General features: G+C 67.3%; 11 protein-coding genes. 3 read left to right on the top strand and 8 right to left on the bottom strand.

Annotated elements, in window-relative coordinates; translation table 11 throughout:
• Position 1: 1 nt before the first annotated feature.
• The 5 genes from C6Y53_RS16660 to C6Y53_RS21070 all read right to left on the bottom strand — a co-directional run bounded on the left by C6Y53_RS16660 (position 2) and on the right by C6Y53_RS21070 (position 6,602).
• Complete coding sequence (locus C6Y53_RS16660; protein WP_106474155.1) at positions 2-2,410, bottom strand: GcvT family protein; 2,409 nt, start codon at positions 2,408-2,410, stop codon at positions 2-4.
• A gap of 213 nt (positions 2,411-2,623) precedes the next feature.
• The gene (locus tag C6Y53_RS16665) at positions 2,624-3,931 is read right to left on the bottom strand and encodes an HlyC/CorC family transporter (protein ID WP_106473471.1); all 1,308 of its coding nucleotides are present in this window, start codon (positions 3,929-3,931) and stop codon (positions 2,624-2,626) included.
• 55 nt (positions 3,932-3,986) lie between these two features.
• Entirely contained in the window at positions 3,987-4,943 is a 957-nt protein-coding gene (locus C6Y53_RS16670) for a tyrosine recombinase (RefSeq protein ID WP_106473472.1), read from the bottom strand.
• Positions 4,940-6,460, bottom strand: a complete 1,521-nt coding sequence (locus C6Y53_RS16675) for a hypothetical protein (protein WP_106473473.1) — start codon at positions 6,458-6,460, stop codon at positions 4,940-4,942. The genes C6Y53_RS16670 and C6Y53_RS16675 overlap by 4 nt, the downstream gene beginning before the upstream one ends.
• The gene (locus C6Y53_RS21070) at positions 6,450-6,602 is read right to left on the bottom strand and encodes a hypothetical protein (RefSeq protein WP_211299412.1); all 153 of its coding nucleotides are present in this window, start codon (positions 6,600-6,602) and stop codon (positions 6,450-6,452) included. The genes C6Y53_RS16675 and C6Y53_RS21070 overlap by 11 nt, the downstream gene beginning before the upstream one ends.
• Before the next feature lie 77 nt (positions 6,603-6,679).
• Here C6Y53_RS21070 and C6Y53_RS16680 point away from each other — a divergent pair, with 77 nt between their 5' ends.
• Together C6Y53_RS16680 and aroB are read left to right on the top strand one after the other, a co-directional pair.
• Positions 6,680-7,276: a shikimate kinase gene (locus C6Y53_RS16680; protein ID WP_106473474.1), complete on the top strand. Its 597-nt coding sequence runs from the start codon at positions 6,680-6,682 to the stop codon at positions 7,274-7,276.
• Complete coding sequence (gene aroB / locus C6Y53_RS16685; protein ID WP_106473475.1) at positions 7,273-8,382, top strand: 3-dehydroquinate synthase; 1,110 nt, start codon at positions 7,273-7,275, stop codon at positions 8,380-8,382. Before C6Y53_RS16680 ends, aroB begins: the two co-directional genes overlap by 4 nt.
• Before the next feature lie 49 nt (positions 8,383-8,431).
• Here the strand turns inward: aroB and C6Y53_RS16690 are convergent, their stop codons facing one another.
• Positions 8,432-9,505: a site-2 protease family protein gene (locus C6Y53_RS16690; protein WP_106473476.1), complete on the bottom strand. Its 1,074-nt coding sequence runs from the start codon at positions 9,503-9,505 to the stop codon at positions 8,432-8,434.
• A gap of 39 nt (positions 9,506-9,544) precedes the next feature.
• Complete coding sequence (gene ssb / locus C6Y53_RS16695; protein WP_106473477.1) at positions 9,545-10,048, bottom strand: single-stranded DNA-binding protein; 504 nt, start codon at positions 10,046-10,048, stop codon at positions 9,545-9,547.
• A gap of 204 nt (positions 10,049-10,252) precedes the next feature.
• Between ssb and C6Y53_RS16700 the strand changes: the two genes are divergently transcribed.
• A complete protein-coding gene (locus C6Y53_RS16700; RefSeq protein ID WP_106473478.1) occupies positions 10,253-10,837 on the top strand; it encodes a lytic transglycosylase domain-containing protein in 585 nt (194 codons plus the stop codon).
• A 9-nt stretch (positions 10,838-10,846) separates the two neighbouring features.
• Here the strand turns inward: C6Y53_RS16700 and C6Y53_RS16705 are convergent, their stop codons facing one another.
• Complete coding sequence (locus C6Y53_RS16705) at positions 10,847-12,934, bottom strand: dipeptide ABC transporter ATP-binding protein (RefSeq protein ID WP_106473479.1); 2,088 nt, start codon at positions 12,932-12,934, stop codon at positions 10,847-10,849.
• Positions 12,935-13,003 lie beyond the last annotated feature (69 nt).

Below are 13,003 nucleotides of genomic sequence, written 5' to 3' on the forward strand. Positions count from 1 at the left end.
TTCAGCCGCGCATCCGGGTGCCATCGGCATCGAAGAGCGGTGTCGTGACCAGCCGCGCCGGACGCATCTGGCCGAGGATCTCGATATCCACCGCCACCCCCTCGGCAATCCGGTCAGCGGGCAGGAACCCGAGGGCAACCGAGTGTTCCGCATGGTGCGAATAGCCGCCGGAGGTGCAGAAGCCCTGCACCCTGCCGTTGAGCCAGATCGGTTCGTAGCCCTGCACATCCGCGTCGTCGGCATCGACCAGGAACGCCGCCAGCCGCCGCGCGGGGCCGGTGTCGCGCTCGGTCTCGGCGGCGGCGCGGCCGATGAAATCGTTGTCTTTCCCGAAGGCGATGAACCGGTCCAACCCGGTTTCGGCGGCGGTATAGTCGGGCGAGTAGTCCCGCAGCCACGAGCCAAAGAACTTGTCGAGCCTGAGCGACATCATCGCCCGCATCCCGAACGGGGTGATGCCATAATCCTGCCCGGCGGTCCAGAGCGTGGTCCACAGCTGCCGCTGGCCCATCGGGTCGCAATAGATCTCGAACCCCAGATCGCCGGTATAGCTGACCCGCTGCACCGTGCAATCGGTCATGCCGATCACCATATGCGCCACGTCGAGGAACCGCAGGGCCGCGACATCATCGCGGGTGCAGGCGGCCAGGACCGCGCGCGCCTTCGGCCCGGCGACCTGGAACCCGGTGCGCCTGTCGCTGACATTCTCGACGGTGACACCGGGGGCCCGGTGCTGTCCGAACCAGCGCATGTGAAAATTCTGGCTGCCATAGGACGCCGTGAGCTGAAAGTCGTCGTGGGCGAGGCATGAGATGGTGAAATCCCCGATCAGCCGGCCGCGCGGCGACAGCATCGGCGTCAGGCTCAGCCGGCCCGGGGCCGGCACCCGTCCCGCCATGATCCGGTCCAGCCAGTCGCGCGCGCCGGGCCCCGCGACGCGATACTTGCCGAAATTGTGGATCTCGTTGATGCCGACGCTGCCGCGGACCGCGCGCACCTCGCGACCGGTGGCGGCAAAGGCGTCCGAGCGGCGGAAGGAGGGTGTCTCGTGCCCCGGTTCATCGCCCTGCGCGAAATAATTGGCGACCTCCAGCCCGTATTGCTGCCCCCAGACCGCGCCGAGCCCGGTGAAGATGTCATACATTGGCGTGGTGCGGTTGGGGCGTGCGGCGGGTTTTTCCTCGTTCGGGTAGGCGACGGAAAACCGGGTCTGGTAGTTTTCGACCACCTTGGGCCGGGTGTAGCCGGGGCTGATCCAGTCGCCGAACCGCGCCACGTCGAGCGCGAAGACATCGCGTTCCGGCTCGCCCTCGATCATCCATTGCGCCAGCGTCAGGCCGACGCCGCCGCCCTGGCTGAACCCGGCCATGACCCCGCAGGCGGACCAGTAGTTGCGCATCCCCGGCACCGGCCCGACCAGCGGGTTGCCGTCCGGGGCAAAGGTGAACGGCCCGTGGATCACCGATTTCACCCCGGCCTCGGCCAGCACCGGGAACCGGCGATAGGCAAATTCGATACTGTCGGTGATCTTGTCGAAATCGTCGGGCAGCAATTCGTGGCCGAAATCCCAGGGCGTGCCATCCACCGCCCAGGGGCGGCAGGGCTGTTCATAGAAGCCGATGCACAGCCCGCGGCCTTCCTGCCGCAGATAGCTTTCGCCGGCCGGGTCCATGACATGGGGGTGTTCATGCCCGGCCTCGTAGATCGCCGGAATGTCGTCGGTGACGATATACTGGTGCTCCATCGGGTGCAGCGGAAAATAGACCCCCGCCATCGCGCCCACCTCGCGCGCCCAGAGCCCGCCCGCGTTGACAAGATGTTCGGCGTGGATCGTGCCCTTGTCGGTGACGACATCCCAGCTACCATCGGCGCGCTGGTTGGTTTCGACCACCATGCAGCGGGTTTCGATCGCGGCCCCGCCCATGCGCGCGGCCCGGGCATAGGCATGGGTGGTGCCGGACGGGTCCAGGTGGCCGTCGAGCGGATCGTAGAGCGCGCCGATGATGCCGTCGAGATTGGTGATCGGCGACAGCTTCGCGATTTCCGCAGGCGTGACGATCTCGGTTTCCAGCCCCATGAACCGGTGCTTGGCCCGCTCGGCCAGCAGCATGTCGAACCGGTCGCGGTTGTCGGCCAGCGTGATGCCGCCGACATGGTGCAGCCCGCAGGACTGGCCGGTGATCTCTTCGAGTTCGCGATAGAGCCGGATCGTATAGCCCTGCAGGGCGGCCATGTTGGTGTCGCCGTTGAGCGTATGGAACCCGCCCGCCGCATGCCAGGTCGAGCCGCTGGTCAGTTCCGACCGTTCCAGCAGCATGACATCGGACCAGCCCAGCTTGGTCAGGTGATACAGCACCGAACAGCCGACGACGCCGCCACCGATCACTACGACGCGGGTGGTGGTTTGCATGGAACGCTCCGTTGGTTCGGGATGGGCCTCGCTGTCCAGTTTTTGCGCTTTGCGGCTCATCGCTTGTCGCTGAGCGACAGGATATGTCGTTTGGAGGCTGCGGCACCCCGGAAACCGGCGGGGCATTGACCCCGGGGCCGGGGGTCAGGGGTCAGGGGTCGGTGCCCGGATCGTCCCGGTGCGGACCGGATCGCGCCCCGGCAGAAACCCGGCCTAAAGCGGCCGGATCTTCAGCGCCGTGACCCTGTTGCCCTCGCGTGCCGTGACCTCGAACCGGAACCCGTGGAAGGAAAACACCTGCCCCGGCGTCGGGATCGTCTGCGCTTCGTGGATCACCAGGCCCGCGACGGTGTTGGCCTCGTCATCGGGCAGGGACCAGTCGGTGGCGCGGTTCAGGTCGCGGATCGTCGTGGCGCCATCGACCAGGTATTGCCCGTCGCTGGTGCGTTTGACCATCTGTTCGGCGTCGAGGTCGAATTCATCCGCGATCTCGCCCACGATTTCCTCGAGGATATCCTCGAGTGTGATCAGCCCGCGCAGCGACCCGTATTCATCCACCACCAGCGCGAAATGGGTCCGCCGCCGCAGGAACTGCCGCATCTGGTCGTCCAGCGTGGTGGTGTCGGGCACGAAATAGGGGGGCTTGGCCACGTCGGTGATACGGAACCGCGACAGCGCCGCATTCGGGTCGTCCTGGCCGCTGACCGCACCGTGGATCGCGCGCAGCAGGTCCTTGGCATGGACGACGCCGACGATGTTTTCCGGTTCGTCCCGGAACACCGGCAGGCGCGTATGCGGGCTGTCGAGACATTGTTTCAGGATCGTCCCCGGATCGCTGGCGGCGTTGATCATCTCGATCCCCGACCGGTGCAGCATGATTTCCTCGACGGCCCGTTCGCTCAGGTCCAGCGCGCCGAGGATGCGGTCGCGGTCTTCCTTTTCGACGACGCCTTCGGAATGGCCCAGTTGCAGCGCACCGGCGATTTCCTCGCGCACGGCGAGGATGTGGCTGTCGGGGTCGGTCTGCACGCCGAACAGCCGCAGCACCCCGCGCACCAGCATCCGCACGGCGGCCACCATGGGGGCAAACACCGTGATGATCGCGCCGATCACCGGGGCGACGGCGGCGGCGGCCTTTTCGGCGTTGGTGATCGCATAGGTCTTGGGCAGCACTTCGGCAAAGACCAGAACCAGCAGCGTCATCACCAGCGTCGCCAGCGCCACGCCGCTTTCGCCAAACAACCGGGTGAACATCGCCGTCGCCAGCGCGGCGGCGAGAATGTTGACCAGGTTGTTGCCCAGCAGGACCGACCCGATCAGCCGTTCGTTGTCCTCGGTGATGCGCAGGGCCCGCGCCGCGCCGCGCGACCCCTTGTCGGCCTGCATGCGCAATTTGCCCCGCGACGCCGCCGTCAGCGCGGTTTCCGAGCCGGAAAAGAAGGCCGACAGCACCAGCAGCAGCAGGATCGCGCCCGCCGAGATCCAGAACGCGCTGTCAGCCCATGTGGAAGAGGCGTCCATCTGTTCTCAAATGTCCTTGACCATCACATGGTTATGGGCGTCCGCGCGCGGGCAATCAAGACCCGTCGCCATCGGAATCCCGCGCCAGCGGGTGATGTTCCAGCACAAGCTCGGCAAGCCGGGCGTCGAGAACATGGGTGTAGATCTCGGTGGTCGCCAGGTCGGCATGTCCCAGCAGCGTCTGGATCGACCGCAGATCGGCGCCGTTGGCCAGCAGGTGGGTGGCAAAGGCGTGGCGCAGCTTATGCGGGCTGACCTTGGACGGATCGACTCCGCCGGCCACCGCCAGTTCCTTGATCAGCAGGTAGAACCGGTGCCGGGTCAGGTGGCCGGCGCTGCTGCGCGACGGGAACAGGAACCGGGACGGCGCGTGGCCTTTCGCTTCGCGGTCGGCCTCGGTCTCGTCGCGAGCCGTCAGCCAGTCGGCCAGCGCCGCGCGGGCGGGCGGCGACAGCGGCACCATGCGTTCCCTGCCACCCTTGCCCCGGATCAGCAGCATGCGCGGATCGCCGCGTGTCGTCGATACCGGCAGGGCCACCAGTTCGCTGACCCGCATGCCCGTGGCATAGAGCAGTTCCATCAGGCAGCTGTTCCGCAGCCGGTCCGCCGGGGCGCGGCCGGTGTGGCGGGCCGCCTCGAGCAGGCGGTCGACCTCGTCCACCGCCAGCGTGCCGGGCAGGCGTTTGTCGCGGCCGGGGCCGCTGATCTGGATCGCCGGATTGTCGCCGCGCCAGCCCTCGTCGAAGGTAAAGTGGAACAGCTGCCGGATCGCCGAGAGCCGCCGCGCGCGCGTGGACCGCGCGAGCCCCTGGGCATCGCAATGGATCAGGTAGCGTTCGACCGCGTCCCGGTCGGCCTGCGCGAAACCGCTGCCCTGCCGGTCGAGCCATTCGGCGAAATCCTTGAGGTCGCGGCCATAGGCCAGCAGGGTGTTGGTCGCCGCGCCCATCTCGGCGGCCTGCGCTTCGAGAAACTGCGCAATCCAGTCATGCGGATGGGCCGGGGCGGTCATGCCCGGTGCCTGTCGAGCAGCATCAGCTGCAACGCCGCGCGCCGCGCGCTGTCTTCCAGACCGACCGCCCGCAATGTCGCCAGCGCGCCCGACAGGCTCGTCGGATCGCCCTCGGCGCCGCGGTCGAGCAGGCTGATCGCGCGCAGGATGGCCGCCCCCAGCTGGTGGGTTTCCAGCAGGTGGAGGATCTCGGCGGGCGGTTTCGCACCGGGTGCGAAGCCTTCGGCTATGGCCTCAGCGGTGGCATCGGGGGCCGGGACCGTGCCCGGGTCACCCTCGGCCAGCGCGGTCAGGAACCCGGTCGCGGGGCTGTCATCGGGCGGCTGGCGCGCGGCTGTCTCGTAATCGGCCGACAGCAGCCGGATGCGCCAGGCAAGAGCATTGACGCGCGGGTCGTCCAGCCGCTGTTTAGCCAGCTGTTCGGCAAAGAGCGTGGCAAAGGCCACCTCGAGCCGCACATCGCGCATCGCGTCCCAGACCGGGGGCAGCGTGGCGGCCACCGCGTCGGCGTCCTGTCGGCCGAGCGCCGATTCGAAAGCCTGCAGGGCGGCAACCCGGTCCCAGACCCCGCCCGAGGCGGCGGGCGCCCGTTCCGTGTAGAGGCCGAGCAGCCGGTTCGGCGACAGGGCATTCATGCGGGCCAGCCGTTCAGCGGCTTCGATCTGGGCCTTCCAGCCGGCCACGTCGCGCAGATCGGCGGTGGCAAAGACACGCGGCAGGCGCGATGTGGTCAGCCGTTCGCCGATCGCCTCGTGCAGGCGGAACCCCAGCGGATCGGGATGTTCGGGGGCGGGCAGGGGGGCGGCGTCCTCGAATATCTCGGGGCTGAGAAACCGGTCGAGCAGCGCCAGCCGCGATTTCGGCAGCAGGTCGAGCGCATGAGCCGTTTCCAGCAGCAGGGCGGCGGTGGACCAGTCGCCGGCGCGGGCGGTGCAGGCGATCATCGCGTCATACCCCGGTGACAGATGCGGGGCGCGCAGCAGGTCGGCGCAGCTCGCATCCTCGTCCCCGGTCAGCAGGGTCGCATCGAACCAGCGCGCGAACCGCGCCGGTGTGCCGGTTCCCGCATGTTCCGCCAGCGCCTGCGCGGCATCGACCGCGCCGAGATCCAGCAGCCGGTCCAGCCGTGCCAGCAGCAGCGCCTCGCCATTCTCGGGCGGCGGCCGCGTTTCCGACAGCAGCAGCGTATAGAGCAGCGTCTGCATGGCCGGGCTGTCCTCGACCGGCGTGCGCGCGATCATCGCCGCCAGCTCATCGGCCCCGGAGCGTTCCCACAGGTCGGGCGGCAGGCCGGTGACCTTTGCGGATACCAGCCCCACCGGATCGGCCCGTTCGGCCAGCGGCGTCACCGAGACCGGCGGCAGCGCCGCGCCGTCGCTGACGGGCGGCTCGCTCAGAACCGGGCCCTGCCGCACCGGGGGCATGTCCTCGTTCAGCCATTCGATGGCCGAAAGCGGTGCCTGCGCGGCGGCGGCGAGCGGCAGCAGGATAACGGCGAGTGCCGCGTTAATCCGCATGCAACGTGACCGGCTGGCGAATCTCGCGGGTCGGCGCGTCGAAATCGGACCCGATCAGCGGGCCGATATAGGCGTAGGCGACAACCCCCAGGAACGCCAGGCACAGCAGGTAGAGCAGGAATTTGAACAGTTTGCGCGTCATGCCCGGATTGCCTCGTTCGAGTGTTTTGCCCAAGTTATATATGGCCTTTTGTCCAAGATCACGTCATTCAGGCCAGAATGGGTGGTTTTGAGCAAAATACCGGCACGGGCGTGGCACCGGATCACATGCCGGGGCGGTTGAAAAAGACCGTCGTCATGGTTGGTATGATGGGGGCGGGCAAGACGGCGGTGGGCCGGACGCTGGCCGCGCGGCTGGGTGTGCCGTTCCTGGACAGCGATGCCGAGATCGAACTGGCGGCCAACATGACCATCCCCGAGGTGTTCACCCGCGACGGCGAGCCGTTCTTTCGACGCAAGGAATCGCAGGTGATCGCGCGGCTTCTGGATCATGAATGTGGGATCCTGTCGACCGGCGGCGGGGCGTTCCTGCTGGCCGGAAACCGGCGGATGATCTCTGAGCGCGGCGTGTCGGTCTGGCTGAAGGCGGATATCGAGGTGCTGTGGAGCCGTGTCCGACGCAAGGACACGCGGCCGCTGCTGCGCACGCCCGATCCGCGCGCCACGCTCGAGGAGCTCTATGCCGCCCGTCGCGCCGCCTATGAAGAGGCGGACCTGACCGTGGTGTCCGACGGCCAGTCGTCGATCGCCGACATGGTGGACAAGGTGCTGGCCGCGCTGGCCGGGCGCCCGGATGTGCTGGAACCGAAAAAATGATACAAAGCGTTCATGTCGACCTGGGCGCGCGCGCCTATGACGTGGAAATCGGGCCGGGGCTGATCGCCCGGGCGGGGGCGCGGATTGCGCCGCTCCTGACGCGGCCGCGGGTGGCGGTTCTGACCGACGAAAAGGTCGCCGACCTGCATCTCGGGCCGCTGCGCGCGGGCTTGGCGGCGGACGGTATCGACATGGTGACGCTGGCCCTGCCGGCGGGCGAAGCCACGAAGGGCTGGCCGCAGTTTTCCCGCGCGGTCGAATGGCTGTTGGAGCAGAAGATCGAGCGCTCCGACGTGGTGGTGGCGCTCGGCGGCGGGGTGATCGGGGATCTGGGCGGGTTCGCGGCGGCGGTGCTGCGCCGGGGGGTGCGGTTCGTTCAACTGCCCACCACGCTGTTGGCGCAGGTGGACAGTTCGGTCGGCGGCAAGACGGGGATCAACACGCCGCAGGGCAAGAACCTTGTCGGCGCGTTTCACCAGCCGTCGCTGGTGCTGGCGGATATCGACGCGCTGGCGACGCTGGCGCCACGCGATTTTCTCGCCGGCTATGGCGAAGTGGTGAAATACGGCCTGCTCGGCGACGCGGGGTTCTTTGGCTGGCTGGAGGAGCACGGACCGGCGCTGGCGGCGGGAGACCGGGCCGCGCGGGTGCAGGCGGTGACGCGGTCGGTCCGGATGAAGGCCGATATCGTGGTCCGCGACGAAACCGAACAGGGCGACCGCGCGCTGCTGAACCTCGGTCACACCTTCTGTCACGCGCTGGAGGCCGCGACCGGCTATTCCGACCGCCTGCTGCATGGCGAAGGGGTCGCGATCGGCTGTGCGTTGGCGTTCGAGCTGTCGGCGCGGCTGGGCCTGTGCGCACAGGAAGACCCCAGCCGGGTCCGCGCGCATCTGCGCGGGATGGGGATGAAGACCGACCTGTCCGACATTCCCGGACCATTGCCCGATGCCGACGGGCTGCTGGCGCTGATGGCGCAGGACAAGAAGGTCGTGGACGGTCGGATGCGCTATGTGCTGGCGCGCGGGATCGGCGCGGCCTTTGTCACCGATGACGTGCCCGAAGGCGATGTGCGGGCGGTGCTGGCGGAGGCGTTGCGCCGATAAGGCCTGTCGATTTTCCGGTGAGCGGACCAGATCGGTCGCTCCAGCGGTCCTACCGGCCGCGCACGACCATGAGTTCGCCGACATTTTCGCGGGTGACATAGCCCAGCATCCGGCCCCCGCTGTCGCAGATCGCGACCGCCGGCGCCCCCTCATGCAACGCGTTCAGGACCGTTTCCAGCCCGGCGCCCAGCGGCACGCCGGGGATGCCCGTTTCCATGATCTCGCTGACCGGGCGGGTCCGGTTTCCCTCGCCGGTCAGTACCGAAAACAGGGCCGAGCGGGTGACGAACCCCAGCGGACGCCCCTCGGCGTCGATAACCGGGAATTCATGCTGGGTGGTGCGGATCAAGGCCTGCGCGGCGGCGGCGATGCTGTCCTGCGGGCCGAGCGCTTCGAAGCGGGTGATCATCGCATCGCGGGCCACCAGCCGGCGGGTCGCGGCGCGCATCGCCACGTCCTGGCTTTCGGCTCCGGCGGCGACAAAGACAAAGACCGCGATCAGGATCAGGATCGGGTTGCCCGAACTCAGCCCCCAGAACCCCAGCCCGAAGGCAAGGCCCTGGCCCGCAAGCGCGGCGGCGCGCGTTGCCGTCACCCGGTCGGTGAAGAGGCACAGGACCGCGCGGAACACCCGTCCGCCATCCATCGGAAAGGCGGGTATCAGGTTGAACAGGGCCAGGAACAGGTTGACCGTGGCCAGTTGTCCCAGCAAGCCGGACCCGGACAGGTCGCCGCCGCCGCCGGGGAGAAACACCGGTGCCGCGCCGAGCAACAGCACCAGGGCCAGCCAGATCACGATATTCACCGCGGGGCCGGCCAGCGCCACGATGATCTCCTGCCGGGGGTTCTCGGGCATCCGTTCGAGCCGCGCCAGCCCGCCGATCGGCAGCAGCGTGATGTCGGGTGTGTGAATGCCGAACCGGCGCGCGGTCAGCGCATGGCCGAACTCGTGAGCGACCACGCAGGCGAACAAGGCCAGCACGAACAACAGGTTGTTGACCGCACCGGCCCAGCCGCTTTCGGTATAGGCCGCGAACCCGACCCAGGCCAGCAACAGGAAAAAGGTGACGTGAACGCGAAGTTCCGATCCGAACAGCCGCCCGATCGAAAAGGACCACGTCATTATCTGCGCCTTTCAGTCGATTGGTCCGGGCGGGCCGGATCAGAACGGGATCTCGTCCTCGTCGAGGTTATGCGCGGCCGGGGGCTGCCCGCCACCGCTGCTGCTGCCACTGCTGCCGCCGCCAAACCGGTCGTCGTCGCCATAGCCTCCACCGCCATAGCCGCCGCCCGAGCCGCCACCCTGACCGCCGTCGCGGCCGTCCAGCATGGTCAGTTCACTGCGATAGGGGCGCAGCACGACCTCGGTCGAATAGCGGTCGTTGCCGCTCTGGTCCTGCCATTTGCGGGTTTCGAGCTGCCCTTCGATATAGACCTTGGACCCCTTGCGCAGATACTGCTCGGCCACCCGCGCCAGCGGCTCCGAGAAGATCGCGACGGAATGCCATTCGGTGCGTTCGCGCCGTTCGCCGGTGTTGCGGTCCTTCCAGGTTTCCGACGTGGCGATGCGCAGGTTGCAGACCTTGCCGCCGTTCTGAAAGGTCCGCACCTCGGGATCGCGGCCGAGATTTCCGATGAGAATGACTTTGTTGACCGAGCCCGCCATGGTGCCCCCTGTTGTTACTGCTCTTGTCAGCCGAATCCCGCCGGACCGGCCGGCCATCAACCTATACCCACCCAGCAACAGTTGAAACATAGTTAACGGCAGGAAGCCGCCCATGCGCTGGATTTCCGGTCGGTTTCGCGTATAGTCGCGCCCAAGATCGGCTGGGAAAGCCGATGCTGAGGCGGGACGACGGGACGGAATCGGATGAGGGTATCTGCTGTCGTGGCGATGATTGCGGCGCTTGGGCTGGGGGCGCCGGCCTATGCCGACATGTTCTCGACCCGCGCCAAGCGCAACCTGTTCAAGTCCCAGACCCGGGTTCTGGATGCGCGCGGATCCAAGCAATACGCCAATTCGGTCCGGCTGAAACCGCCCACGATCCATACGCCGTCGAAATACGGCGCCAAGCGGATCACGGTGAGCTACCGGGGGCAGTTCCTCGACATGGCCAAATCGGCGGCGCGCCGGCACAATGTGCCCGAGGATCTGTTCCTGCGGCTGGTGCAGCAGGAATCCGGGTGGAACCCGCGCGCCAGATCGCACAAGGGCGCGCTGGGGCTGGCCCAGCTCATGCCCGCCACCGCGCGCGCGCTGGGTGTCAATCCGCATGACCCGCATGAAAACCTCGACGGCGGCGCGCGTTACCTGGCGCGGCAGTTTCGCAAGTTCGGATCGTGGCGGCTGGCGCTGGCGGCCTACAATGCCGGTCCGCAGGCGGTCGAGAAACACGGCGGCGTGCCACCCTACAAGGAAACCCGCAACTACGTCCGTGCGATCTGGGGCGGGTGACGGGCGGGCCTATTCGGCCGCGATCTTGATCACCGGCTGCATCTTCGCCAGCACGTCGTCGGACAGGTGGCATTTGACCTGATGGCCCGGCGCCAGTTCGCGCACCGGCGGCACCTCCCGGTCGCACAGGCCGCCGGGCACCTCGGATTTCCAGCGGCAACGGGTCTGGAACGGACAGCCTGACGGCGGGTTCATCGCCGACGGGATGTCGCCCTCCAGAACGATATGTTCCTTCTCGACCGAGGTATCGGCGATCGGCACCGCCGACAGCAATGCCTCGGTATAGGGATGATAGGGCGGGGCAAAGACCTGTTCGGTATCGCCCAGTTCGACCACATGGCCGAGATACATCACCATCACCCGGTCCGACAGGTATCGCACGATCGACAGGTCATGCGAGATGAACAGCAGCGTGGTCTTTTCGTTGCGCTGGATTTCCATCAGCAGGTCGGTGACCGCCGCCTGCACCGACACGTCAAGGGCCGAAACCGGTTCGTCCGCAACCACGATCCGCGCGCCGCCGGCAAAGGCGCGCGCGATGCCCACCCGCTGTTTCTGCCCGCCCGACAACTGCCGCGGCATCCGATCGGCAAAGGCACGGGGCAGTTTGACCAGGTCCAGCAGCTCCAGCATGCGCTGACGCCGTTCGGCCTCGGAATCGCCGACCTTGAATATCTCCAGCGCCCGGATGATCTGGCGGCCCACGGTCATCGACGGGTTCAGCGTGTCGAACGGGTTCTGGAACACCATCTGGACCTCGCCCACGGTCCTCGCGTCGCGCTCCTCGATCGGCAGCTGTTCGATATTGCTGTCGTCCAGCAGGATCTGCCCGTCGGTGGCCGTCTCCAGCCCCATCAGCACCTTGGCAAAGGTGGATTTGCCGCAGCCGGATTCGCCGACGATGGCCAGCGTTTCGGATTCGCGCGCCTCGAAGCTCAGCGTTTCGTTGGCTTTCACCACCTTCTTTTCACCGCCGCCAAACAGCGCATTGGCCGCGACCTCGTAATATTTCTTCAGGTTGTCCATCTTCAGAACCACGTCGCCGACCGCGGCCTTCTCCTTGCGTTCGCCCAGGACCAGCGGCGCGTTCCAGTCGATCTCGCGGAACTTCAGGCAGCGGGTGTGATGGCGGTCATTGCCGGGAACGGGTTCCATCGCGATATCGCCCGCATCGCAGCGGCCTGCCTCGAAATAGTCGCAGCGCGGGCCGAAATTGCAGCCGCGCGGGCGTTCATGGGGCAGGGGAAAATTGCCGGGGATCGCCACCAGCGGCCGGGCATTCTTGTCGGCGCCGGGCAACGGGATCGACCGGAACAGGGCCTGCGTATACGGGTGCTGCATCTCGTCGAACACATCCTTGATCGAGCCGCGCTCGACCGCCTCGCCGGAATACATCACGCAAAGCCGGTCGCAGGTTTCCAGCACCAGGCCGAGATTGTGGCTGATGAACAGCATCGACGTGCCGTATTTCTGCCCCAGCTCCTTGACCAGCTCGACCACCGCCGCCTCGACCGTCACGTCGAGCGCGGTGGTGGGCTCGTCGAGGATCAGCAGGGCGGGCTTGGACATCAGCGCCATGGCGATCACGATCCGCTGCTGCTGCCCGCCCGACAGCTGGTGCGGGTAGCTGTTCAGCATCCGCTCGGGATCCGGCAGGCGCACATCCGTCACCACCTCCAGCGCGCGGGCGCGGGCCTCGTCGCGGCCCACGCCCTCGTGGATCATCGGCACTTCCATCAGCTGCTGGCCGATGCGCATGGCCGGGTTCAGCGATGCCATCGGTTCCTGGTAGATCATCGCGATCTCGTTGCCGCGGATGTTGCGCAGCTCGGTGTCGCTCATCCCGGCCATGTCGCGGCCCTTGAACCTGATCGACCCGCCGACGATGCGCCCGTTCTTGCCCAGGTCGCGCATCACGCCCAGCGCCACGGTGGACTTGCCGCAACCGGATTCGCCCACCAGGCCGACCGCCTCGCCGGGCATCACCGACACCGAGAAATCCATCACCGCGGGGATCTCGCGCAGCCGGGTAAAGAAGGAAATGGACAGCTTGTCGATCTCCAGGATCGGGCCGTCGACCTCGGCGAGTTTGCTCATCTTGGTTCCTCCTTGCCGGCAGGCGGGGCCCTTGCCCCTTCATCTTGCCGGATAAACTCCGGGGGTCCG

It is taken from the genome of Pukyongiella litopenaei, assembly GCF_003008555.2.
Taxonomy (GTDB): Bacteria; Pseudomonadota; Alphaproteobacteria; order Rhodobacterales; family Rhodobacteraceae; genus Pukyongiella; species Pukyongiella litopenaei.